The organism is Bradyrhizobium sp. U87765 SZCCT0048 (genome assembly GCF_018131225.1).
In the GTDB taxonomy this organism is placed as follows: domain Bacteria; phylum Pseudomonadota; class Alphaproteobacteria; order Rhizobiales; family Xanthobacteraceae; genus Bradyrhizobium_A.
Window position 1 is genome coordinate 419,400 of record NZ_JAFCMM010000006.1, and the last position, 22,184, is coordinate 441,583.

The 22,184-nt window shown below is 68.7% G+C and carries 25 protein-coding genes; 11 read left to right on the forward strand and 14 right to left on the reverse strand.

Going from position 1 to position 22,184, the window contains the following annotated elements:
• Positions 1–1,518 carry a carboxylesterase/lipase family protein gene (locus JQ639_RS32110; protein ID WP_211964052.1) on the forward strand — a complete coding sequence of 506 codons (1,518 nt, stop codon included), beginning with the start codon at positions 1–3 and terminating at the stop codon, positions 1,516–1,518.
• 72 nt (positions 1,519–1,590) lie between these two features.
• On the opposite strand, the gene JQ639_RS32115 is transcribed toward JQ639_RS32110, so the two are convergent.
• A complete protein-coding gene (locus JQ639_RS32115) occupies positions 1,591–2,280 on the reverse strand; it encodes an L-2-amino-thiazoline-4-carboxylic acid hydrolase (protein WP_211964057.1) in 690 nt (229 codons plus the stop codon).
• Positions 2,281–2,449: 169 nt separating this feature from the next.
• Between JQ639_RS32115 and JQ639_RS32120 the strand changes: the two genes are divergently transcribed.
• A complete protein-coding gene (locus tag JQ639_RS32120) occupies positions 2,450–3,079 on the forward strand; it encodes a LysR family transcriptional regulator (protein ID WP_211964059.1) in 630 nt (209 codons plus the stop codon).
• 32 nt (positions 3,080–3,111) lie between these two features.
• Here JQ639_RS32120 and JQ639_RS32125 read toward each other — a convergent pair whose 3' ends face one another.
• Together JQ639_RS32125 and JQ639_RS32130 are read right to left on the reverse strand one after the other, a co-directional pair.
• Positions 3,112–3,600 (reverse strand): DUF4188 domain-containing protein, encoded by a 489-nt coding sequence (locus tag JQ639_RS32125; RefSeq protein WP_211964061.1) that lies wholly within the window; start codon positions 3,598–3,600, stop codon positions 3,112–3,114.
• A gap of 87 nt (positions 3,601–3,687) precedes the next feature.
• Positions 3,688–5,088 (reverse strand): carotenoid oxygenase family protein, encoded by a 1,401-nt coding sequence (locus JQ639_RS32130; protein WP_211964063.1) that lies wholly within the window; start codon positions 5,086–5,088, stop codon positions 3,688–3,690.
• Positions 5,089–5,227: 139 nt separating this feature from the next.
• On the opposite strand from JQ639_RS32130, the gene JQ639_RS32135 reads away from it, so the two are divergent.
• Entirely contained in the window at positions 5,228–5,953 is a 726-nt protein-coding gene (locus tag JQ639_RS32135; protein WP_211964064.1) for a TetR/AcrR family transcriptional regulator, read from the forward strand.
• Between the two features lie 55 nt (positions 5,954–6,008).
• Here the strand turns inward: JQ639_RS32135 and JQ639_RS32140 are convergent, their stop codons facing one another.
• The gene (locus tag JQ639_RS32140) at positions 6,009–6,662 is read right to left on the reverse strand and encodes a glutathione S-transferase family protein (protein WP_211964065.1); all 654 of its coding nucleotides are present in this window, start codon (positions 6,660–6,662) and stop codon (positions 6,009–6,011) included.
• A gap of 108 nt (positions 6,663–6,770) precedes the next feature.
• On the opposite strand from JQ639_RS32140, the gene JQ639_RS32145 reads away from it, so the two are divergent.
• Complete coding sequence (locus tag JQ639_RS32145; RefSeq protein WP_211964066.1) at positions 6,771–7,763, forward strand: helix-turn-helix transcriptional regulator; 993 nt, start codon at positions 6,771–6,773, stop codon at positions 7,761–7,763.
• 33 nt (positions 7,764–7,796) lie between these two features.
• On the opposite strand, the gene JQ639_RS32150 is transcribed toward JQ639_RS32145, so the two are convergent.
• Complete coding sequence (locus JQ639_RS32150) at positions 7,797–8,348, reverse strand: hypothetical protein (RefSeq protein WP_211976414.1); 552 nt, start codon at positions 8,346–8,348, stop codon at positions 7,797–7,799.
• Between the two features lie 264 nt (positions 8,349–8,612).
• Between JQ639_RS32150 and JQ639_RS32155 the strand changes: the two genes are divergently transcribed.
• The gene (locus JQ639_RS32155; protein WP_211964068.1) at positions 8,613–9,221 is read left to right on the forward strand and encodes an SET domain-containing protein; all 609 of its coding nucleotides are present in this window, start codon (positions 8,613–8,615) and stop codon (positions 9,219–9,221) included.
• A 64-nt stretch (positions 9,222–9,285) separates the two neighbouring features.
• On the opposite strand, the gene JQ639_RS32160 is transcribed toward JQ639_RS32155, so the two are convergent.
• Complete coding sequence (locus JQ639_RS32160) at positions 9,286–9,552, reverse strand: hypothetical protein (RefSeq protein ID WP_211964069.1); 267 nt, start codon at positions 9,550–9,552, stop codon at positions 9,286–9,288.
• A gap of 147 nt (positions 9,553–9,699) precedes the next feature.
• Between JQ639_RS32160 and JQ639_RS32165 the strand changes: the two genes are divergently transcribed.
• Positions 9,700–10,524, forward strand: a complete 825-nt coding sequence (locus JQ639_RS32165; RefSeq protein WP_211965062.1) for a helix-turn-helix domain-containing protein — start codon at positions 9,700–9,702, stop codon at positions 10,522–10,524.
• Positions 10,525–10,763: 239 nt separating this feature from the next.
• The gene (locus tag JQ639_RS32170) at positions 10,764–11,189 is read left to right on the forward strand and encodes a GFA family protein (protein WP_211964071.1); all 426 of its coding nucleotides are present in this window, start codon (positions 10,764–10,766) and stop codon (positions 11,187–11,189) included.
• 91 nt (positions 11,190–11,280) lie between these two features.
• Here the strand turns inward: JQ639_RS32170 and JQ639_RS32175 are convergent, their stop codons facing one another.
• On the reverse strand, positions 11,281–12,531 hold the full coding sequence (locus JQ639_RS32175; protein ID WP_211964073.1) for an MFS transporter: 1,251 nt from the start codon (positions 12,529–12,531) through the stop codon (positions 11,281–11,283).
• Between the two features lie 115 nt (positions 12,532–12,646).
• On the opposite strand from JQ639_RS32175, the gene JQ639_RS32180 reads away from it, so the two are divergent.
• Complete coding sequence (locus tag JQ639_RS32180) at positions 12,647–13,501, forward strand: AraC family transcriptional regulator (protein WP_211964075.1); 855 nt, start codon at positions 12,647–12,649, stop codon at positions 13,499–13,501.
• A gap of 110 nt (positions 13,502–13,611) precedes the next feature.
• Entirely contained in the window at positions 13,612–14,283 is a 672-nt protein-coding gene (locus tag JQ639_RS32185) for a DsbA family oxidoreductase (RefSeq protein ID WP_211964077.1), read from the forward strand.
• Positions 14,284–14,557: 274 nt separating this feature from the next.
• Here JQ639_RS32185 and JQ639_RS32190 read toward each other — a convergent pair whose 3' ends face one another.
• The 3 genes from JQ639_RS32190 to JQ639_RS32200 all read right to left on the reverse strand — a co-directional run bounded on the left by JQ639_RS32190 (position 14,558) and on the right by JQ639_RS32200 (position 19,092).
• Entirely contained in the window at positions 14,558–16,588 is a 2,031-nt protein-coding gene (locus JQ639_RS32190; RefSeq protein WP_211964079.1) for a methyl-accepting chemotaxis protein, read from the reverse strand.
• Positions 16,589–16,864: 276 nt separating this feature from the next.
• Positions 16,865–17,809 carry a JmjC domain-containing protein gene (locus JQ639_RS32195; RefSeq protein WP_211964080.1) on the reverse strand — a complete coding sequence of 315 codons (945 nt, stop codon included), beginning with the start codon at positions 17,807–17,809 and terminating at the stop codon, positions 16,865–16,867.
• A complete protein-coding gene (locus JQ639_RS32200; RefSeq protein ID WP_349644662.1) occupies positions 17,806–19,092 on the reverse strand; it encodes a GNAT family N-acetyltransferase in 1,287 nt (428 codons plus the stop codon). The genes JQ639_RS32195 and JQ639_RS32200 overlap by 4 nt, the downstream gene beginning before the upstream one ends.
• A gap of 306 nt (positions 19,093–19,398) precedes the next feature.
• On the opposite strand from JQ639_RS32200, the gene JQ639_RS32205 reads away from it, so the two are divergent.
• The gene (locus tag JQ639_RS32205; RefSeq protein ID WP_211975083.1) at positions 19,399–19,800 is read left to right on the forward strand and encodes a hypothetical protein; all 402 of its coding nucleotides are present in this window, start codon (positions 19,399–19,401) and stop codon (positions 19,798–19,800) included.
• Positions 19,801–19,808: 8 nt separating this feature from the next.
• On the opposite strand, the gene JQ639_RS32210 is transcribed toward JQ639_RS32205, so the two are convergent.
• Both JQ639_RS32210 and JQ639_RS32215 read right to left on the reverse strand, forming a co-directional pair.
• The gene (locus tag JQ639_RS32210; protein ID WP_211964083.1) at positions 19,809–20,051 is read right to left on the reverse strand and encodes a PilZ domain-containing protein; all 243 of its coding nucleotides are present in this window, start codon (positions 20,049–20,051) and stop codon (positions 19,809–19,811) included.
• 138 nt (positions 20,052–20,189) lie between these two features.
• Positions 20,190–20,405 (reverse strand): hypothetical protein, encoded by a 216-nt coding sequence (locus JQ639_RS32215; protein WP_211964085.1) that lies wholly within the window; start codon positions 20,403–20,405, stop codon positions 20,190–20,192.
• A gap of 250 nt (positions 20,406–20,655) precedes the next feature.
• On the opposite strand from JQ639_RS32215, the gene JQ639_RS32220 reads away from it, so the two are divergent.
• Complete coding sequence (locus JQ639_RS32220; RefSeq protein ID WP_211964086.1) at positions 20,656–21,000, forward strand: hypothetical protein; 345 nt, start codon at positions 20,656–20,658, stop codon at positions 20,998–21,000.
• Between the two features lie 12 nt (positions 21,001–21,012).
• Here the strand turns inward: JQ639_RS32220 and JQ639_RS32225 are convergent, their stop codons facing one another.
• Together JQ639_RS32225 and JQ639_RS32230 are read right to left on the reverse strand one after the other, a co-directional pair.
• Positions 21,013–21,456 (reverse strand): YbaY family lipoprotein, encoded by a 444-nt coding sequence (locus JQ639_RS32225; RefSeq protein WP_211964087.1) that lies wholly within the window; start codon positions 21,454–21,456, stop codon positions 21,013–21,015.
• A 171-nt stretch (positions 21,457–21,627) separates the two neighbouring features.
• On the reverse strand, positions 21,628–21,957 hold the full coding sequence (locus JQ639_RS32230; RefSeq protein WP_211964088.1) for a hypothetical protein: 330 nt from the start codon (positions 21,955–21,957) through the stop codon (positions 21,628–21,630).
• Positions 21,958–22,184 lie beyond the last annotated feature (227 nt).

Sequence of the window (22,184 nt, forward strand, 5' to 3'; positions counted from 1 at the left end):
ATGCAGATGTCGACTCATCCCCACGCCACCACGCCGTTCGGGCGTTTCATCGGACGGCGCGACGGTGACGTCGCCGTGTTCCGCGGCATTCGCTATGCGCAGCCGCCGGTCGGCGCGCGCAGGTTCGCAAGGCCCGTCGAGATGCCGCTCCATGCCGGCGACATCGATGCGGGCGAGGACGGCCCGATGCCGCCGCAACTGCCGTCGCGGCTCGAGAACGCGATGGGGCCGCAGTCCGGGGCGCAGGGCGAGGACTGCCTGCGCCTCACGATCTGGCGGCCGGCGGATGCCGCCGCCGACGAACGGCTGCCGGTGCTGGTGTGGTTTCACGGCGGCGCCTTCATGACCGGCGCGGGATCGCTGCCGTGTTACTCGGGCCATGCGCTCAGCCATGCCGAACGGCTCGTGGTGGTCACCGTGAGCAGCCGTCTCGGGCCGCTCGGCTATGCCCGCATCCCCGGCGTGAGCGACGGCAATCTCGGCCTGCACGACCAGCTCGCCAGCCTGCGCTTCGTCCAGCGCAGCATCGCCGGCTTTGGTGGCGATCCCGACAATGTCACCATCGCCGGCCAGTCGGCCGGCGCGTTCGCGGTGCTGGCGCTGGCGGTGATGCCGCAGGCGCGCGGCCTGTTCCGGCGCGCGATCCTGCAGAGCGGCCCGTTCGTGATCCAGCCGGATGCGCCGGAACGCGCCGAGGCGCGGGGGCGCCTGCTGGCGGAAACGGTCGCCGATGGCCGCGCCGACGCGCTGCGCGAGGTCGCTGTCGATCGCATCGTCGCAGCGAGCGGCGTGGTCGCGCGGCAGTTCGCTTCGGGGCCCGGTGATTTCACGCCACCCTATCTGCCGTGCATTGATGGCGAGCTGATCCAGGGGCCGCTGCTCAAGGCGGTTGCCGATGGCGCGGCGTCATGGTGTCCGATGATCGCCGGCTATACCCGCGAGGAATGCACGGTGTTCGCCGCGATCGATCCGGCGCTCGCCACCCTCGACGAGGCGGGCCTGCTCGCGATTCTGGAGAAACGCCTCGGTGATGATGCCGCGACGCTGCTTGCCGAGTACCAGGCGCTGCGTGGCCGGCAGCGCCATCCGGCGGCGCTGCTGTCCGATGTGCAGACTGACGCGCATTTCGTCGGCCCGACCCACGAACTCGCCCACCTGCAGCGCCGGGCGGGACGGCCGATCCATCTGTTCTCGTTCGACTGGCAGTCGCCGCGCGCTGGCTTCGGCGCCAACCACTGTCTCGAGCTGCCGTTCCTGTTCGGCAACCGCGATGCCTGGGCCGACGCGCCGATGGTCCGCGGCGCCGATGACGACGACTACGCCCATCTCGGCGCAACCCTGCGCGGCTACTGGGGCGCGTTCGCGCGCACCGGCCGCACCGAGGTTGCGGGATTGCCGCCGTGGGACGCTTATGACGACGCGCGCACGGTGATGAGTTTCGACCGCTGTGTCAGGCCGCTGAGCGATCCCGCCGGCACGCGCTGGCGGCTGGCGTTTCGGGCGCTGAATCGCGCCTGAGATGACATGGGGCGAAGCCCGGCTTTGTCGCTGGGCTCTGCCTTCTTCTCATTGCAGATCATGTGCGTCGCTCTACTCCGGCGGGAGCTTCGAGAACCGGAAATTGCAGTGCTTCGCGCCGCCGGCCAATGTCTGCGTCCGTTCGAGGCGGATGCCCTGTGCAGCATACGCGTTGAAATCAAGTCCGCAGATGTGAGGCAGGATGTCCTTGTCGTCATGGCGGGCCGCGAATTTGCAAAAGCCACAGGCCGTGTAGTTGATGCCGAATGCAAAGTTGTCACCGGGGCCGGGCTCGACGAAATCGTAGACGAAGTCTTCCGGAAATTCTGCCTGATGGCTTTCCGTCGTGCTTTGGGCCGCCTGCTCGCGCAGCAGGTCCTGATTTTCCGGTGACATGAAACGGCGCCCCGCGGCGAGACGGTCCGCTTCGGGCAGAGTGAGCAGTTGCGCCTTGTAGGTGTCCCGCTCGATCTCGCCGATGACAGGCAGCGGCACGCCGTGCCGCCGGAGCACCCGGCTGATGGCCATGAAGCCCATCAGGCGCATGTAGAAATCGCTCATGCGATTGGCTGTGCCGCCGACATACGGCGTCTCGGCGAGCACGATGCCGAACTCGCCCATCACCTCCTGCCTGATCCCGTCGAAATCGGAGAGGTGCGTGCGTTCGCGCAACATCGCTTCGGCAAGAAGGAGGCGATGGTGCATGTCAGCCTCCATTGCAGCGCGATGCGACTCGTAAAAGGGATGGATGACTTCGGCCATTGGACGCCTCCTCAACACGATCAGTCTGGTCGGGGGCGCATGGGGCCCTCGAATGTCGTGAACCAACCGTAGTCCGGGGCTCCAGATCAGCGCAAAGCATGGTTCCTTCGGTTGAGCACTAGAAAATCTATTGCAAGGCCACGGGTCATCGGTGTCAAACTGCGCCGCGATGACCTACATCCTCCCGCCCCTCAACGCGCTTCGCGCCTTCGAAGCGGCGGCGCGGCATCTCAGTTTCAAGCTGGCCGCGCATGAGCTGCACGTCACGCCGGCCGCCGTCGGGCAGCAGGTGAAGGCGCTGGAGGCACGCCTTGGCGTGCGCCTGTTCGAGCGGCTGCACAAGCAGCTCATTCTGACCGCGGCGGGGCAGGCCTATCTGCCCGGAATATCCGACGGCTTTCGCCGGATTGCCGACGCGACCTCGGAATTGAAGCCGGCAGGCGCGGTGCTGCTGCGGCTGGGCGTCCATGGCGGCCTCGATCTGCGCCGCCTCGCACTGGCGGAGTTTCGCGGCGCGCATGTGGACATCGGTTTGCGGGTGCTGCAGCCCGCCGGCCTGCACGAACTGGTCGAAGGCAAGGTCGACATGCTGATCACCCGCGGTCTTGGCCACCATCCGGGTTATCGCTGCGACCGGGTCGACGAGGGGGCTGGTCTCGGGGATTGGCTGGTGATGGCCGAAGGCAGCGCAGATTGTCCCGAGGTCGTCAGCTTCCGCGCATGGCTGCGGGCCCTGCCGGTCGAGAGCAGGCATGCAACGCAACGCCGGGGGCGTCTGTTGGGCATCGTCGGCAGTTGAAGCGGTCGTGAAGCCGATGGCGTCGGGGCCTTTCACACGCCCTCGACAACGCGATCGATCCGTCGCCTTGCCGACTGCCGTGCGCCGACGGCGTCCTTGAGCGTGCCAGCGGCGCCGAGGCCGAACGGCGGCATGTTGTTGTAGACGTTTTCGTACTGGCCGGCCTTGATGACGTACGTCTCGTGCCAGATGCCGACGTCGCCGCTCTCGCCGACCGCGCGGTTGAACGCCTGCCACGCCGGCAGATGGGCGGCATTGCGGTTCTTCGCGTACGCCTCCAGCGCGTCGAAGCTGCGCCAGTACTGCACCACCATGATCACCGGAAAGCCAAAATGGGTGCGGGCGTGCAGCAGGCCGAGGTCGGGCTGCCGCGCCAGCTCGGCGAGCATGCGGGGCATCGCGCGCGCCACCGGCGCCCAGCGCCACACCTTCCACGGCTTGTTGATGCGCATGCCGATCAGGAACACGACGAAGTCGCCGTCGAGTTCGGCGCACATGCGCTTGGCAATGACATCGGCCATGGCAACGGCTCTCCGGATGGGGCGATGGATCGGCAGCGGTGGTTCGATCGGTGGCCGGATGTCCCGGCCACCGGTCGAGATGGCGCGTCAGCGGCCGTTCACCCAGTTGCCGTGGAAGCCGTCGGGCACGCGGTGTCCGAGTTTCACGAGCGCAACGGGGCCACTTTCGACATCCTGGGCGTTGAACACCGCGACGTCGCTGCGGTTCTCGCGCGCGCGCCACACCGCGGCGATCAGCCAGCCGTCGCCCTCAGCTGCCTCCGCGCCGCGCTCGACGAACACCGGCTCGGAGATAGTGTCGCCGTCGGGCAGCAGGTACTGCGCGCGGCGGTTGGCCTTGTGGTCGACATGGACGATGCCGGACAGGCCCGAGGCCGCGGCGCCCGCGGGATTGCCGCAGGCGTACCAGCCGTGGCGATAGGCGAGGCCGGCATGGCGATCGTCGATGCGGGGGAATTCGCCGGTGGTCTCGTCCTGGTAGTGCTGGGTGAAGCGGTCGGTGCCGCCTGAGAGGTCGAAAGTCCAGCGGCACAGCCGCGCCTTCGACTTCGCCGGATCGGTCGGGCGGCCGTCGGGATAGGGAAACAGCGGCGGCTCGGCGAACTGCATGACGTCGGCGATGATGCGCTGGCCGTCCTCCCACGCGTTCATGACATGGAAGACGTAGCAGCTGTCGCCGCGGAACCAGATGATGTCTTTCGTGCTGCCGCCGCGCTTCATCACGCCGACGTAAGCGCCCTTGTCCGGCTCCCAGGCGTAGGGCGGACGGCCGCCCATGGCGCGCTCCATGCTGCCGGTCAGCGGCAGGATCGGGAACAGCACATGTTTCTCGGTGACGATGAAGTCGTGCACCATGCTGGCGTAGGGCGCGTCGAAGCGTTCGAACTGCGACACCTCGCCGTTGGCGCCGACGACCCCGTAGCTGACCTTCGGCGTGAACGGCCCGCCGGCGTTGTAGCCGAAGAACACCATCTCGCCAGTGACCGGATCGAGCTTGGGATGCGCGGTGAAGGGCCCGGCGATGGCATCGCGATAGGTCTGGTAGCCGCGCGTCGCCAGCGTGCCCGGCTCGATCTCCGTCGGCATGTGGCCTTCTTCCAGCGCCAGCAGGCGGCCGGCGTGGAACACGATATTGGTGTTGGCGACGCCGCTGTCCTGCGTCGTGCCTTCGGGTACGTTGCCGAGGCGGCGGCCGAAGCCGCCGAACAGCGCGCGGCCGGCGTCGTGCTCGGCGAGCCACTTCGGCGTGCGCACCCAGCGGTTGCGATAGCTGGCGCGGCCGTTCTCGATATGGAAGGCGTGCAGCATGCCGTCGCCGACGAACCAGTGCGCGCCCGGTGCCTCGAACTGCGGGTTGGGGCCGTTGCGGTAGAGCGTGCCGTTGAGCTCTCGCGGCAGTTCGCCCTCGACCTTGAGGAAAGGCGCGTCGCATTCCATCGGGATCGGCGCGACGTTGCTGCGTGGGGGAAGGGCGTTCGGGTCCGACATCGGCGTTCCTCTCCGGGGCTTGCGGTGCTGTGCGACCGCTGCAGTTATCTTTACATCGTCAAGATAAAGCTAGACCGCGGCGTCGGACGCCGTCAAGCGAAATCTTGACAGTGTAAATATTGCGACCGATAAGTGACGCATGACCAGCAAGACCGAGATGAAGCCAGCCGCAAAGCGCGCCGCGCGCACGGAGCCGCGGGACGGCGCGGACACGCCCGCACGCGGCCGGCCGAAGGGGGGCCGCAAGGCCGAGGCGCTCGCGCCCTATCATCATGGCGCGCTGCACGAGGCGCTGTTGACCGCCGCCGAGCGCATCCTCGAGCGCGACGGCCTTGTCGGCCTGACGCTGCGCGCCGCGGCGCGCGAAGCCGGCGTGTCCCATGCCGCGCCGACCCATCATTTCGGCGATCTCACGGGATTGCTCAGCGAGCTTGCCGCGGTCGGCTTTCGCCGCTTCCGCGAGGCGCTGCTCGCTGCCGCGGCCGCCGAGACGGGGACCGGCGCGCGGCTCGACGCCATGGGCGGCGCCTATGTCGCGTTCGCCAAGCGCTATCCCGGCATGTTCACGCTGATGTTCCGCAGCGAGCGGCTCGATCTCGGCCGCCAAGTGCTGGCGGAGGCGATGGATGCCGCGGGCGCGGCGCTGGCGCAGGCGGTGGGTGCGCGCCGCCAGGAGACGATCGCGCCGGAGGCGCCGTCATTGACCCAGGCCGCCGACATCGTGCGGGCGTGGGCGATGGTGCATGGTTATGCGGTGTTGCTGCTCGATGGCCGTCTTCGCCATATCCTCGCCCACCTGCCGCGCGGGGCGGACGAGGATGCACTGCTGCGTGCGGTGCTGCTGCCGCCCGCGCCGGTGTGCTGAGGTTGCGCGCCGCTGGGGCTGGCGCCGCATGGCGCGCCGGCGCGAGACGGCCGCGCTATGTCGCCGCTGCGGCTGCAACCGCCGCCGCATGCCGGGCCGCGAGCTCGGTATCTTCGGCGGCGACGGAGGTGAAGCTCGGCCGCGCCGTCAGGCGGCGGGTGTAGTCGACGATCACGTCGCTCTCGGGCACCATCTTGAACATCATGCCCCAGTTCAGCGCGAGCCCCCACAGGATGTCCGCGGCGGTCAACCGCTCGCCCAGCAGGTACGGCCCGCGCGCGATCTGCGCTTCCAGCGTCGCCAGCATGGTGTCGAAATCGCCATAGGGCGACATCGCCAGCGGCGCCTTCGGATTGTTCATGGAGCGGTCGACCAGTCCCGGCTCGTAGCAGGCGGCATAATAGACCAGCCAGCGCAGGTAGGGCCCGCGCAGCGGATCGCCGATCGCCGGCGCAAGGCCCGCCTCGGGAAAGAGGTCGGCGAGGTAGATGAAGATCGCCACCTGCTCGGTGATCAGGGCGCCGTTGTGCAGGATGGCCGGCACCTTGCCGAGCGGATTGATGGCCAGATACGGCGCCTGGCGCTGCTCGCCCGCCTTCATGTTGAGGATGTGAAGCTGATAGGGCGCGCCCAGTTCCTTGAGCAGGGTCAGCGCGCCGGCCGAGCGGCTCTGTGGCGAGTGGAACAGGGTGATGGTGTCGGTGGTCATGGCTTGTCCTGACGTGAGGAAGGTCCGGCGTCCGATGTCGCGCCGGCCGGGGCCACGATACGGGGCCATACCTGTCAGTTTCTGTCAGGTTGGTTTAGACTGTCTCACATGCGCGCCAGCCGTCTCCTTACCATCCTGACCACCCTCCAGGCCCGCGGCCGGGTCACAGCAAAGACGCTGGCCGACGAGTGCGAGGTGTCGCTGCGCACCATCTATCGCGACGTCGATGCCCTCAGCGCGGCGGGCATTCCCGTCTACAGCGAGCGCGGCTCGGAGGGCGGCTACCGCCTGCTCGACGGCTACCGCACCCGCCTCAACGGCCTGTCCGCCCGCGAGGCCGAGGCGCTGTTCATGACCGGGCTGTCGGGGCCTGCGGCTGATCTGGGCCTTGGCGCGGTGATGGCGGCGGCGCAGACCAAGCTGCTGGCGGCGATGCCGGTCGAGCTGCGCGCCGGCGCGGAGCGCGTGCGGGCGCGCTTCCATCTCGATGCGCCGGGATGGTTCGGCGAGGCCGAGCAGCCTGCCCATCTCACCGCCATCGCCAACGCGGTATGGGAGCAGCGCGCGCTGCAGATCCGCTATCGCAGCTGGAAGGCGGAGAAGCACCGCCGCATCGAGCCGCTCGGCATCGTGCTCAAGGGCGGCTCCTGGTACGTCGCCGGCCAGGTCGGGACCAGCGTGCGGATCTACCGCATCGCCCGCATCCGCGAGCTCGCCATGCTCGACGAGCGTTTTGAGCGGCCGGAGAGCTTCGATCTCGCGACGTTCTGGGCCGACAGCACCCAGCGGCTCGGCGAGGAGCTGCACAGCAACCGCGCCACGGTGCGGCTGTCGCCGATGGGCGTGAAGCTGATGGAAATGTTGCTGTCGCCCCTGGTGCGCAACGGCGCCGTCATTGCTGCGGAGGCCGACGCCGACGGCTGGCGCGTGGTGACGCTGCCGGTGGGCTCGGAGCGCCAGGCGGCGGCGGAACTGATGTCGTTCGGTCCGGAAGCGGAGGTGCTGGCGCCGCAAGCGCTGCGCCTGAGGATCGCCGCACTCGCCGCCGAGCTCGTGCGGCTCTATGGCGAGAAGGCGCACCTGGAGGCTGTCTCCACGTAAACGGTTTCGTGCGCGATGGACACCGGCGCGCGTTCAGCGCGGCAACGCCAGCTCCGTGGCGCGGCCCGGCGTTCCGGCAACGATAATCTTGTCCGTCGCGCAATCGAAGCCGCGCGCCTGTGTGTCGGCGGTGCGCTGCGCCAGCGCCTCGGCATCCACGTTGGCGGCAACGTCGACATAAGCGACATGGCAGACAGCGCCGGGCGACAGCCGCGTGACCACGAGCAGCGCCCGCGTGCGCGGCCGGCCGTCGGGGCTGGCATCGTCATTGTCGGCGAGATGCCAGCGCTGGATCATGGCAAAGGGCTGGCCGCCGGCGAGCCGCCATGCAATGCGTGCGTCGGTGGAGTTGAACGGGCCGAAGCTCTGCGTGGCCGCGGGTTCCGCGCTCGCCTGCCGGACGGTGCGGCCGGCGGAGACGGTTTCGCGCAGGTCCGTTTCCGTCTTGCGGACGATCCAGCCCGCGGGGCCGCGGCAGGCTCGGGGTGGCGGCGGATCGCGATGGCCCGAGGGCGCAGGGCAACTGGTGACCGCCAGCGACGGCGGGTCATCGGCGGCGGCGGGGGATGCGAGCGCCGCCAGCATGGCGGCGAGCGGGCCCGCCGCACGGGAGCGACGAGCGGCAGGGGCTGTCATGGCAAACACGCGGCTCGGATCATGGGCGGTTGGTCGCAATAGGATGTGGATCGGTTCGGTGAAACCGCGTGGCAAGGCATGACTTTTGCTTCGAAAGCTCTATAGAGAAACGTCCACGGAAGAATCGCCGCAGGGCTCGTCCCGAGTCGCAGGCCTGCGATCGGCGGCGGGATTGCAGATCACCCCACGTCACGGATCAGCCGCTTCGCTCCCATGCCTGTCATTTCCAGCCGCAAGCCCTATCGCATCGGTCGCTCCAAGACCGGCCTCGGTCTGTTCGCCACCAAGCCGATCAAGAAGGGCGACGAGATCATCGAGTATTTCGGTCCGCTGCTCGACTCGCGCAACGAGAAGCACGACGCCATCGAGAACAAGTACCTGTTCGAGATCAACAACCGCTGGACCATCGACGGTTCCGTCCGCCGCAACATCGCGCGCTACATCAACCATGCCTGCCGGCCCAACGCCGAGTCGGACGTGCAGGAGCGCAAGCGCAAGGTGTTCATCCGCGCGATCAAGAACATCCAGCCGGGCGAAGAGATCAACTACGACTACGGCCGCGACTACTTCAAGGAATACCTCAAGCCGATCGGCTGCCTGTGCGAGGCCTGCGTGAAGAAGCGCAAGCTCGCGGCTGCCGAAGAGCGCGCCGCGAAAAAGAAGGCCAAGGCCCGTGCCGAGAAGCGCGCGGCGGCGAAGAAGACGACCAACGGCACCGGCCGCGCCAACGGTCATGCCGTCGCCTCCAGGGTGGTCGGCAAGCGCAAGACGTCCGTGGCCGGCAAGACCGCGTCGGCCAAGAAGCGCGCCAAGGCGCACTGAGTGGTGGTCATCGTTGGCGGTCAGGTGATCTCTCGCCTGGTCGCCTTCTTCAAGTCTGCGGGACTTATTCCTGCTGGTCTTCGTGCCGCCTCCGCCGCACCTCGCGCATGACCTTCCTCGGACACACCAGCGTCGCGCGCTGCTCGACGGCGGCGACGTAGGCGACGACGAACGCGCCGGTGTCGCGCACCACGGTGTCGGGCATGTGGAGCGCGCCGGCGACGAGCCGGGTCGTGGCCATCACCAGCAGCCGTGTGAGCAGGCGGGCCTCGTGGACGACGGCGGGGTGGCGCACGAACGCGCGTCCGACGTGAAGGGCAAGCGACAGCATGACGGGTCTCCCGAACCTCGGTGCGGCGGGCAGGGGCCCGGCGCGGGGGCTGTGATCTGACGCCGACCATGGCGGATCGGCGCGGCCGGTTCGATTACCTGGCAGGTAATGGATCGTGTGCAGGGTGCATGTTAGCGTTCGGACATGATGACAACCCACGTCGCCCCTTCGAAGGCCGCCGTTGCGCGGCCTGTCCATGTCGGCGAGTACCTGCGCGAATGGCGCCAGCGCCGCCGGCTCAGCCAGCTCGACCTCGCCTCCGAGGCCGAGATCTCCGCCCGCCATCTCAGCTTCATGGAGACCGGCCGCGCCACGCCGTCGCGCGACATGGTGCTGCGTCTCACCGAGCGGCTCGACGTGCCCTTACGCGAGCGCAACGTCATGCTGGTGGCCGCGGGCTTCGCGCCGGCGTACCCGCTGCGCTCGCTCGACGATCCGGCGCTGCAGGCGGCGCGCCAGGCGGTCAATCTCGTGCTCAAGGCCCACGAGCCCAATCCGGCGCTCGCGGTCGACCGTCACTGGAATCTGGTCACCGCCAACCGCATGGTGACGCCGCTGCTGGAAGGCGTGCCGCAGCGCCTGCTCGGCAATCCGCTCAACGTGCTGCGGCTCAGCTTCCATCCCGAAGGCCTCGCGCCGCGCACGGTCAACCTCGCCGAATGGTGCGCGCATTTGCTGGAGCGGCTGCAGCGCCAGTGCGAAGCCTCGGCCGATCCGGTGCTGGTCGCGCTCTACGACGAACTGAAGAGCTATCCGATCCCGGCGCGGCGCACGCCGCATGCGCCGGCGGTGGACAGCGTCGCGGTGCCGTTTCGCATGCGGCTCGGCGATGACGTGCTCAGCTTCTTCTCCACCACCATGGTGTTCGGCACGCCCATCGACATCACGCTGTCGGAGCTGGCCATCGAGACGTTCTTCCCGGCGGACGATGCGACCGCCGCGCGGATGCGCGAGATCGCGGCGGGGATGTGACGGGCGCGGTCTGTCCGAAGGACGCGATCCTGCCGCCGGGGCGATCGTGGCGTGCGACATCTGCCTGTCATGCGCTGCGCGGTCGAAAGTCGGGCCTTGTTTTTGTGTCAGCTTTTCTCACATGACCTGCGAATTTTCCTGAATTGTCCGGCGCGCTTGCGAGAGATACCCTCGCATCGGGATCGCGCGGCCCGCGCGGGGCGGGCGCAGACGCGATCCGAACAGGAGACACACCCGGCATGGTCTGCGACACGAACGTTCGGTCCGGTCAGTGTCACTGCGGCGCGGTGCGCTTCAAGGTGACGCTCAGCGACGGCTTCCATTCGATCCGCCGCTGCACCTGCTCGTACTGCCGGATGCGCGGCGCCGTGGTCGTCATGGCGGAGATGGGCGGAATCGAGATCCTGCAGGGCGAGGATGCGCTGACAAGCTATCGTTTCCATACAGGATCGGCGCAGCACTTCTTCTGCGCGCGCTGCGGCATCTATACCCATCATCAGCGGCGATCCGACCAGAGCCTCTACGCCGTCAACGTCGCCTGCCTCGACGGCATCAGCCCGTTCGATTTCGCCGAGGTGCCGGTCATGGACGGCATCAACCACACCAGCGACACCGGCAAGCCGACCCGTCGCGCAGGCACGCTTCGTTTCATCCCGGCCGATTGACGTTCGCTCGCGGCCGGTCACCGCCCGGCAGGGTTTAGGTGAACGGCCCCCGGGCGTTGTCGTCGCATGTGGCGGTCTCGGGCGGTCCTCCTCATGCTCCCGCCACGGCCGGCTTGGGCAATCTTGCCGGCAGGAACGACACTGCGAGCAGGACCACGAAAGCCGCGCCAGCGAGGATCTTGAACAGCGTGTCGAAGCCCCAGCGCTCGTAGACGATCGAGATCAGCGGCAGCGCTGTGGCGAGCGCGGTGAAGCTGACGACGTAGCGTACGCCATAGATGCGGGCGCGGGCCTCGCCGCTCGCCATCTTGCCGACCATGTAGTCGTTGATCGGGATCTGGCCGAACGCGCCGAGCATGAAGCCGAGCGCGACCGCCAGCGCGAGGCCGTCGTGCAGGCCCGGCATCAGCGCGAAGAACACCAGCTGCATCGCGGCGGCGCCGAGGAACACGACGCGCGGGCCATGGCGGTCGAGCAGATGGCCGACCGCGAGCTGGGCCATCGACGCCACCGCGAACACCGTGAAGGCGAAGGCGCCGACCATGGTGGCGACGTCGGCGCGGGCGGTGAGGCCGCTGGTGTTGAGCCAGTCGGCCAGCGCCTGCGCCGTGCCCTGCAGGCGCTCGTCGAAGATTTTTGGCAGCGCGAAGGTCGTCGACTGGAATACGATGCTCGATACCGACGTGGTCAGGAACACGATCGCCGAGATCCGCAGCAGCAGCGCCCGATGGCTCGCCGCGTCCACGACGGCAGCAGTGGCCGGCGCAGTGGACACGGTCTTCGGCCGGGTGATGTCCTGCCACACCGTGACGGTGTAGATTACGCCGGTGATGATCGAGACGACGCCGGGCACCACGAATGCCGCGCGCCAGCCGCCATGGTCGATGAAGTAGCCGGTGACGAGCGCGGCGCTGGCGACGCCGAGATTGCCCCACACGCCGTTGACCGCGAGGCGCATGCCGGTGTTCTTCCAGCGCTGGGTGACGATGGCGAGCCCGACCGGGTGATAGATCGCGGCGAACACGCCGACCACGAACAGCCCGATGCCGACCTGCAGTGGCGTCGCCGCGAACGCGGTGGCGATCGCGGCCAGGCCGATGCCGATGAAGAACACGCTGATCATGCCCTCGCGGCTCCACTTGTCGGCGAGCCAGCCCGCCGGCAGCGAGAACAGCCCGAATGCGAAGAAGCCGGGCGTGGCGTATTTCAGCAGTTCGCCGTAGCCCAGCCCCCATTCCCGCGACAGCGCCAGCGCCGCCACGGTGGCGAAGATCAGGGTGAACAGGTGGTCGAGGAAGTGACCGATGTTGAGGAACAGGAAGAGGGTCCGGTCGCGATTCATGGCAGCCCCGTCGGTTGCGTCGGGCTGACGATAGGCTTGGCATATTGGCGTTGTCGTGCCAATTTTCGTCGAAAATCTGCCAAGCTCGCCCAGCCTTTTCGCCCGAGGGGTGCCGATGCCGCGTCACATCGCCAAGCCGCCTCCGCTTCCGCCTCCGCCGCTGCTGTCCGCTTCCGCGCCGCCGCGCGCGCGGTCGGGCGACAGCAGTGACGCCGACGCCTATCAGTTCGTGCCGCGGCCGCTCGCGGCGATGGCCAAGAGCTTCGCCGACGGCTTCGAGATCCGGCCGCATCGCCATGTCCGCGACCAGCTGGTGTATGCCGTCACCGGCGTGATGCGGGTGCGCACCGCGCAGGAGGCGTGGATCGTGCCGCCGGACCGTGCGGTGTATCTGCCGGCCGCCACCGTGCACGCCATCAGCATCCGCGGCCGGGTCGAGATGCGCACGCTGTATATCGCCCGCGATGCCCATGACGACCTGCCGGCGGCGCCGACGGTGATCGAGGTGTCGGCGCTGCTGCGCGAGCTGGTGCTGGCGCTGATCGAGGAGCCGGTGGTCTATGACGAAAAAGGCCGCGGCGGCGCCGTCGCCTATCTCATCCTCGCCGAGATCGCCAGCGCGCGGCGGCTGTCGCTGATGATCCCGATGCCGCGCGATGCACGGCTGTTGCGGCTGTGCGAGGCGCTGCTTGCCGATCCGGCGCGCCGCACCACGCTCGACGGCTGGGTCGAGACTGCCGGCGCCTCCGTGCGCACGCTAGCGCGGCTGTTCGAGACCGAGACGGGCCTCAGTTTCGCCGCGTGGCGCCAGCGCGTGCGCTTTCACAGCGCCATGGAGGCGATCGTCGCCGGCGCGCCGATCGGCGAGGTCGCCGTCGCCAATGGCTATCGTTCGGCGAGCGCGTTCGCGGCCGCGTTCCGCAAGGTGATGGGGCAGGCGCCGTCGTCGCTGCGTCCGGCCGGCGGCTGACATGTGCTGGCGGGTTACCCTTCGGGAACCGCATCTTGTGTCCGGCGGAGGGCCGGCTTATGTGCCGGACACCGTCGTCACCGTCATCCCTGCCGCCAAGGAGACCGCCCATGACCGCCGCCGCGCCGCATCCCTCGATCACGGTCGATGTCGTCTCCGACGTGGTCTGCCCGTGGTGCTACATCGGCAAGCGCCGGCTCGAGAGCGCGCTCGCCGAACTGCCGGATGTCGACGTGCAGGTGCGCTGGCATCCGTTCTTCCTCAACCCGTGGGTGCCGCGCGAGGGCATCAGCCGCGACGAGTATCTCACCAAGAAGTTCGGTTCGGTCGAAGCCTATGGCCGCATCTCCGGTCGCGTCGTCGAGACGGCGGCGGCCGAGGGCCTCGAATACAAGCCGGGCAGCGTCAAGCGCCAGCCCAACACCATCGACTGCCATCGCCTCATCCACTGGGCGGACGCATCCGGCAAGGCCGGGGCGATGAAGCAGCGCCTGATGGAGCTGTACTTCCGCGACGGCGGCGATCTCACCGATCCGGAGGTGCTGGTGCAGGCGGCCGCCGATGTCGGCCTCGACGCTGAAGATGTCCGCCGCCGGCTCGCCAGCGACGAGGATGTCGCGCTGATCTCGCAGCAGGCGGAAGCCGCCGCCCGCGCCGGCGTCAGCGGCGTGCCGACCTTCATCCTCGGCGGCAAGTATGGCCTGTCCGGCGCCCAGCCCGCCGACCAGCTCGCCGCCGCCATCCGCCAGGTCGCCGCCGAACTCGCGGCGCAGCCGCAGTAACTGCGCTTGCCTCTGTGTTCGTGCGAGGTGTTCGTGTGACGTGTTCGCGCGACGCCCTGGCGCTGTTCGTGCCGTCTCCCGCCGCGCTCACCCCGGCTGTGCGTCGAAGTGCTTTTCCCCTCATCCCGAGGAGCCCGCGTGAGCGGGCGTCGCGAAGGATGAAGGCCGCAACGCTTCGGCCTCATGGTTCGAGATGCGCGGCGCTGCCGCGCTCCTCACCATGAGGGGTGAAGGGCCTCTCCGGAGGTGATGTCCGCCATACCCGCGACCATCGTCATGCCGCGCGCACGGTGTCGAGGAAGCCGGCGACCTCGCTCTTCAGGCGGGCGCTTTCGACCGATAGCGCCTGCGCGGCGGTGAGCACGTGCGACGATGCCATGCCGGTCTCGGCCGCGCCGCGCTGCACGTCGGTGACGTTGCCGGACACCTGCTGGGTGCCTTGTGCCGCCCGCTGCACGTTGCGGGAGATCTCCTGCGTCGCCGCGCCCTGCTGCTCGATGGCGGCCGCGATGGCCGAGGCGATCTCCGCCATCCGGCCGATGGTCTGGCCGATGTCGCGGATCGCGCCGACGGACTCGCCGGTGGCGGCCTGGATCGCGCCGATCTGCTGGCTGATCTCCCCGGTCGCCTTGGCCGTCTGCTCGGCGAGCTGCTTGACCTCCGAGGCGACCACAGCGAAGCCGCGGCCGGCGTCGCCGGCGCGCGCCGCCTCGATGGTGGCGTTGAGCGCCAGCAGGTTGGTCTGGCCGGCGATGGTGTTGATCAGCTCGACGACGTCGCCGATACGGTTTGCTGCCTGCGCCAGCGCGCCGACGCGGGCGTTGGTGCGCTCGGCCTGCGCCACCGCGTCGCCGGCGATGCGGGCGGAATCCTGCACCTGGCGGCTGATCTCGCCGACCGACGAGCTCAGCTCCTCGGTCGCGGTCGCCACCGACTGCACGTTGCTGGAGGCGACGTCGGAGGCCGCAACCACGGCGCTGGTCAGTTCCCTGGCCCGATCCGCCGTGCCGGCGAGCATGCCCGCCGAGGTCTCCAGCTCGTGGGCCGCGGCCGACACCGTCTCGACGATCTGGCCGACGCGGGTTTCGAAGTCGCCGGCGAGGCGGCGCATTTCCTGCCGCCGCTGCTGCGCGACGACCTCGTCCTGGCGAATGCGCGTCGCCGCTTCCGTCCGGGCATTGGCTTCGGCGTTGTCGGCGATCACGACGACGGTGCGGGCGAGATCGCCGATCTCGTCGCCGCGGCGCGCGCCGGGAATGGTGAGTGCGGTCTCGCCGGCGGCCATGCGGCCGAGTGCGCGGGTGAGGCGGGTGAGGGGACGGGCGACGCCGATGAAGGCGAATGCGGCGGCGCCGATCATCGCCAGCATCACCACCAGCGACAGCGCGAAGTCGATGCGGCCGGCGCGCTCCGCCTCAGCCTCGGCGGCGTCCTTGGTGTCGCGCGCGCCGCGCTCGGCGAACGCGACCGCGTCGTGCATGATACCGGTGGCCTGGTCGACCGCGGGGCGGATCTTGAGCATCATCGCGCTCGCCATGTCGTTCTGGCTGGAGACGGTGGTCTGCACCGCTTCGCCATAGGCCGTCAGCGCCGCGCCGAGGGCGTTGAAATCGCCGCTGGCGCTGTCGTCGGCAAGGGCGGTGCGGGCGGCCTTGAGTTCGGCCTCGACCCGCTCGGTCGCCTTGTCCATGACGTCGCGCAGCGAGGAATCGGCGGTCGCCGCATAGTGCCAGGCGGCCTCGCGCAGCGCGCCGAAGGCGACGTCGGCGGCGCCGAGGCGCTCCTCGACCACCGCGCGCTGCAGCGAGCCGGCGAGCGCGGGCGCGGCGCGCAGCGTGTCGAGGCCCTTGGCGAACGTCGCGGCGATCTCGCTGCGCTTGCCGTTGGCGGCGAGGATCCTGATCTGCAGCTCGGCGAACTCGCGCGCGGCGTCGACGTAGTCGGTGGCGGCCTGCTGGATCGCGGCAAGGCGCTGCTTCACGGTGTCGTCGGTCGTCGCCGACAGCGCTTCCTGCAGGTGGGTCGACAGCAGCACGCGCGCCTGGTCGAGATCGGTGCGCAGCGCCGCGGCTTCCGCCGGCGAGCGGGCGATCTGCAGGCTGGCGTTGGCGAGCCGCATGGCGTTGAGGTCGCCGCCGGCCTCGATGACATGCTTGCGGATCTTGTCTTCGACGTTGGCGCGCCGCGTCGCGTCGGCGATTGCACGCTGGGTCAATTGCTGGTTCACCGCCATGCCTGCGCACACGATGATACCGACAAGTGCGGCGGCGCCGAGCTTGTAGCCGATACGGTTGATTGTGATCATGAAAGCCCCTCGGTGCGCATCGCGAAGGGCGGTCGGTCTTGCGCGACTGCGTCACCTTCGCGGATGAAAAACGGCCGGCGCTCCCTCTCGTGCGCCGGCTGCCGCGAAGTGTTCGGCTCTGGCCGTTAAAATTGTCTCACTTTCAGGCGTCGCGCACGCCGACACGCGCGACAATTCGCAGCGAATTGTCGCGTTGTGCCTGTGTGTGCATGTGAGGCGGACTGGCGCGTCGCGGCGTGAGGAGGGCACGCACGCGACGCATGTCGCAGCGCGCGGTTACGCGCCCTTGAGGTAGTAGTTGGCGCGCTTGCCGAGCGCGATGCGGCGGATCACGCGGCGCAGCGATTCGCTGCGGCGGAGCGGCTGAATGAGGCCGACGACGGAGCGGTAGACCGCGAGCTTGACCGCGTCGAGCGCCGGGTGCGCGCCCGGCGGCAGCTGCGGCATGCCAAGGTTGCGCAGCAGCGAATTGCAGAAGTGCAGGTCGTTGTTGCGGCGAACGGCCGCGGTCTTCCAGGTGATTGCGACCGAGATCGAGTAGCTGGAGGCGGTGCGCACCCAGTGCGGCCACTGGTACGGCACGAAGCAGCCGTCGCCCTCGAACAGGTGGAATTCGTTGGCCCGCGGCGCGAAGCTGTCGTCGAACTTGAGGTTGCGGTGCCTGGTCATCGAGCGCTCGATCTCGTCGTCCGAGACGATGCTGCGATCGTGGTTGTCGTAGATCGTGAAGAACTTCTCGCCATGGATCTGGACGAAGAAGTTGTCCTCGCTGTCGAGGTGGAACGGCGTCGTCGAGTATGGCGACGACACGAACAGGAAGCCCTCGACCTGCTCGAAGCCGGCGTCCTGCAGGCTGTTGAAGCCGCGGGCGCGGGCAACCGACAGCAGCGTGTCCTCGAGCAGCGCGCGATACTGCGGCGCGGTCTCGATGCGCTTGAGCACCATCCAGGCGCCGGCGGTTTCGATGCGGTTGACCACCTCGACGGGATCGAGCGGCACCAGCTTCACGGTGTCCGGATCCTGGCTGATCGCGGCGTCGCCGGAGTTGTACTCGATGAGGTCGCGCGGCAGGCTGGCGGCGAGATGGGCGATCGCCGGCAGCGTCAGCAGCGGATGGCTGGCGAGCTGATGGCGGATGGCGAACGGCTTCAGCGGGAAGTCGAGCCGCAGCGCGTTGTGGGCGGCGCTGATGACCGGAGACAGCGGCGACGTGGCATTCATTGTTGACGCTCCTTGATCGCTCTGAGGGTATGGACGAGACGGCGGGCGGGCACGCGCGCCGCCTCGCGCAGACGCAGCGCGGCATGAATCGCCGCAGGCATCGGGTCGTTGCGCCGCAGCGGGACCAGCACGTCCGCGATGGCGAGGCGCGCGCTCCAGATCGGGTCGATCATCGGATGGCCCGGCATCGCCGTGGAATCGGCGCAGGCGATGGTTGCGTCGGCGCACAGGTGCCGTGTCAGGTCGAGCGCGAGCTGCACGCCGGGCGACACCTTGGCGAAGCGCTCGTCGATGCCGATCTTGAACCAGAACGCGCGGTCCTGATGGCGCAGCACCACGCCGGCGGCGACCGGCGTGTCGCCGGCGGTCAGCGTGACGATCTCGCAGGCGCCGCGCGCGGCGAGCGCCGCGGTCGCGGTGCGCATGAATGTGATGTCGCCGTCGTGCTGGGCGAGGGCGGTGCCGCGCTGGGCCTTCCAGCCGCGGGCTTCCAGCGCCAGGAAGACGTCGAGCGCGGCGGCGACCTCGGCGGGCGTACGCGCGACCGAGAACACGACCTCGCCGTGCTCGGTCAGGCGATGGCGCAGCCGTCGCAGGTTCTTGAGCTTCTTGCCGCTCATGCCTTCGCTCAGCCGCGTCTCCGCCGCAGCGGTGGCGTCGAGCGCGGCACGCTGCCAGGATTGCAGCACGCGCAGGCGCAGGCCATCGGCCTCGAGCACGCGGCTGAAAGCGGCAAGCGCAGCGCCAGCGAGCGGCACCTCGCGCAGGATCAGCGCATGCTGGCCGGCGTCGCGCGCCTGCCGCATCAGCCGCCGCGCGGCGTCCTCGGCGGCGTCGCGGTCGAGCAGCGGCGTGCCGAGCGAACCATAGGGATCGGCGCTGACCAGCGCCGGGAGCGGAATCCGGTAGGCGCGCCAGGCGGAGATCACCGGCAGCAGGCCGATCAGTGGCGCGGCGCTCGTGGCGTCGTCGGCGCGTCCCCAGGCGGTGAGTGCGGAAGCACCACCGCGGCCGCGGGCGAAGGCGTTCACGGCGGCTTCCCAGTCGGGGAGAAAATAGCCGTTCGGTTCGATGGCGGCGTCCGCGAGACGCTGCCAGGCCTCGCTGCCGATATCGGACAGCGGCACCGGGCGGTCGAGCCGCGGGGGCGTCGTCCGCAGTGGCGGCGCACCGGCGCCTGCTCCACGATAGGGCGTTGCGCGCAACGGCTGCGGCCGGTCCGGCAGACCGCCGATGTCGCGTCGCGCTCCGCTGGCCTGTGTCATGTTCGTGATGTCGATCACGCTGTCCATCCCCTGCACCGCGTTCCCGGCGCGGCGCCGTCTTCCCCTGTGATGGTGTGACGTTACGGGGCAGATCGAAAAATTACGTGCGTGAAGCGCGTCAAATTGCCGGCGTGGCCTTCATGCTTTCTTCACCATGAAGCGTCGCGTGGCGCGCAATGAGTGCGATGGCAAGGATTTGCTCAAACTTGCCGCGCACTATCGTACCTCAGCACAGGGCCGCAGCAAGACGGCCTCCACAAGACGATCCTGTTGACGGGTGTGGCAACACCGGCGCGGGATCTCTGGGATCCCTTTGGGGGAAACATGCAGAACGCCCGTGAACGCATTCGCATGAGCGACGACGAGGTCGTCGCGTATTTCGCGCGGCATGGCTATCGCGTTTCGGCCAACCAGATCGCGTTCACCGGCGAGACGGTGGACGACTTCCGCGAGGCCCGCACCGGCAAGTGGTGGAAGGCTGGCCGGATGCGCCTGAACGAGCCGGGATTGCTGCGCATCGAGGACGCCCAGCCGCGCCCCGACCAGCGCACCCGCGATATCATCGTGGTCAGCTTCGGCTCGGCGCGTGCGGTGATGGGGGTGGACATCAAGCCCGGCGCACCGCCGCTGCAGCCGGGCGACGCCAACTGCCGCTATGCCCCGGTGATGGAATGGCGCGCACCGGACAAGCCCGTGGCCGCAGCCGGCAAGGTGACGAAACGCTGACTGTCCCGCTAGTCGAAGGCGACGCCGATGCGGCGCTCCTTGCGCCACACGATATGGCAGGGGCGGGTGGTTCGGTCGCCCTCGAACACGAGCGTGAAATGATCGGGAATGCCGAGCGGCGATACCACGTCGAGCGCGGCACCCGTGGTCGACAGGTTGCGCACGGTACAGCTGATACCGGCATTGCCGTTGAACGCGATGGTGCCCGCCTTGAGGACCCGCTGCCGCGGACTCGTGCGATGTTCGTCCATGGTGCCGACCCGATGCCTCCTGCAAGGGTGCGCGTTTGCTCGCAGCGCCTTCAATCTTGCCGTGCAGCAAGCTAGGCCGGCACCGTTAATCTTTCGTGCCGGAATTCAGAACAGGACGTCGGTAAAATGCGTACGCATTCACCGCATCTTGTCCCAGGGGTCCTGCTTCTTGCTCGACGTCGGGATGCGCTCCAGCGCGTCCTTGTAGGCCCTCTCGTCTTCCTTGGCCTTGCGCGCGGCGGCGCGGTTCTGCGATTCGGTCGGCGGCGCCGGGCCGTCGCTGCCGCGGACCGGTGCGGCGATCGCCGGCGACGCCAGCGCCATGATCGAGAGGGCGATCAGAACCCGTTTCATGCCAGTCTCCTCGTCTGGGCCCGGTAAGGCGATCGGAACCGCGGCGCCCGCGATCCCCCCGGGCCAAGCGTCACGCGATAATTGTGGCTCCGATGTGGAGCGCCGGCACCCTAACGGCCCCCGGCCGCTTTGGGGAGGGGGTGGCGGGGGTTTTCAGCCGCGGCGAAGGATTGCATCTGCCTGGTTTCCTCGCGGCCGGCGATTGGGTAGTTTCGGGCGGGGTGCAGATGACACCACGGGGAGAGTGAGAGTGAAGACGTTTCGTATGGCGATGATGGTGATCATCGCGGCGCTGCTGGCCGGGCCGGCTGCGGCCCAGAGCCTCGGGACCAGCATCATTCCGGAGGCGCCGGCCAAGACGCCCGACCAGATCGAGCGCGAGCAGGCGATCGAGCGCGATTACAAGGAATCGCTGAAGAAGATCCCGAACGGCAAGGCGAGTTCCGACCCCTGGAGCACGGTCCGCGGCTCCGACTCGGCGAAGTCCGCGGCGACGAAGCCGGCGGCCAATCCCCTGCCGGCGCACCCCAAGGCTCACACGGCCCCCAAAGCTCCCAAGACCACCCAGGCCAAGCCGCCGGCCACCGCGCAGTGACGGCCTGCGCCGTCAGCGGTCGACGCGTACCAGCATCAGGTCGATCCGTCCGCCGGGGGGCAGCGCGTTGCGTGTGTCGGTGATGAACAGCAGCTGCCCGCGGCTCTCGATCCGGGCCTGAACGGCATATTCGGCATAACCGTCGCGGGAGCGATCGGATGGATAGCTCAGCACGAACGGAATCGGCGGCTGCCGGCCGCGGCTGACAATGCGGGTGCGGGCGATACGCCGGGCCGGGGCGTCCTGCCGCGCCACGTCGACGAGGCTGATCTCGATCACCGCGTCGCGTGGCAGGGCGATGCGCTCGCGATAGGCGACCGTCCCGGTCAGCCGCCCGCCGTCGAGCCCCGAGCGCCCGGGTCCCTGAGTCTGGGCCTGGGCCTGGGCCTGGCCGATGCAGGCCGCGACGCCGGTGGCCAGCAGTCCGGCGAGCAGGGTTTTTCGCGTCATGGTCATCTTTGGGCTCCGTCGTCCACTGCGGGGCGGCCTGCGGCCGTCGTCGCCGGTCGGCGAACGACAAGCCTGCACGCACCCGGCCAGTCGCATGCTGCCGACGTTGTCCCAGCGCGGCCGGGCGCAATCATGGCGGCGGCCGCGTCGTTTCGGCGCGGGCTCCTGTGCGGCCCGTCAGGCGTGCGGCTTGACCGTTGCGCCCTCCGACAGCTTGTTGTGTGCGGCGAGGTGGCGGATCAGGTCGAGCGCGGCGCGCCGATCGGCGCGATAGCGGATGCCCTGAAATACCTGGATCAGCTCCAGCCCTTCCTCTGCACTGAAGGCCTCCGTATCCGGTTCTCCGATCTCGTCCGGATCGTCAAAGGCGCCGTTGCCGATGGACTTCCCCCAGATCATGATCTTCCCCCAAGGTTCGTTGCGTGCCGCGCTCCCATCCGCGGCACGATGATCCTGTGACGAACGGTATCGAACAAACGAGCGAGCCGGGTCTTCGCCGGCTGTCAAGCAAAGACGTTATCGAACAATGTCGCAATGAACGTGATGAAGTAACGAAGCTGACAAACTGTCGGCTGCCGAACGCGTCACTCCGTCGGCAGCGACGGGGACGTCCGGCAACGGCATGATCGTAAAATATCAGATTGATTCTCAGAAGCCTGTTTTGCAACCAGTGCGCGTTCAGGCGTCACAAAACCCGCGCAGGATCGCCGCGCGAGACCGGGCCTGGGACGAAT